1 pseudogene is annotated in these 464 nt (G+C 38.6%); it reads right to left on the reverse strand.

Annotation, left to right across the window (positions count from 1 at the left end):
• Window positions 1–322, reverse strand: a pseudogene (locus PSH41_RS20045) (hypothetical protein); the annotation flags it as partial.
• Between the last annotated feature and the right edge of the window lie 142 nt (window positions 323–464).

Genomic DNA, 464 nt, shown 5'->3' on the forward strand with positions numbered 1-464 from the left:
CAAGTAGATTCTCTGTCGTTATAAAACCCTGCTTTTTATTACCACTGGTGTAGCGACGCTTACCTGATTTAGAGCGATAACCTACGCTTTGTAATAAACGCTGCACTCGGCCTTTACTGCAATCATATCTGTCGGCTATGGCGGCTTGCCACAATTTTCTGTAACCAGGTATGCAGTGCTCTTCATTACTTCTTTTTATTAAAAACTGAAGTAAAAAATCATTTTTTCTTTCAACTGGATTCAACGACTGTTTTAACCATTTGTAATACCCAGCCTTAGAAACAGATAATAACTTACATAACTTGCTTACTGTTTTCTTCACCGTCGTGGTCTTATGAATATATTGAAACCTTATTCTTTTAGACTGTCGAAGTAGGCCCTCGCCTTTTTTAGTACGTCGTTCTCCAACTGTACGTCCTCAAGCTGCTTTTCAAGGTTACGAACTTGACGTTCAAGGTCTTTAT

It is taken from the genome of Pseudoalteromonas sp. CST2 (assembly GCF_028599385.1).
In the GTDB taxonomy this organism is placed as follows: domain Bacteria; phylum Pseudomonadota; class Gammaproteobacteria; order Enterobacterales; family Alteromonadaceae; genus Pseudoalteromonas; species Pseudoalteromonas atlantica.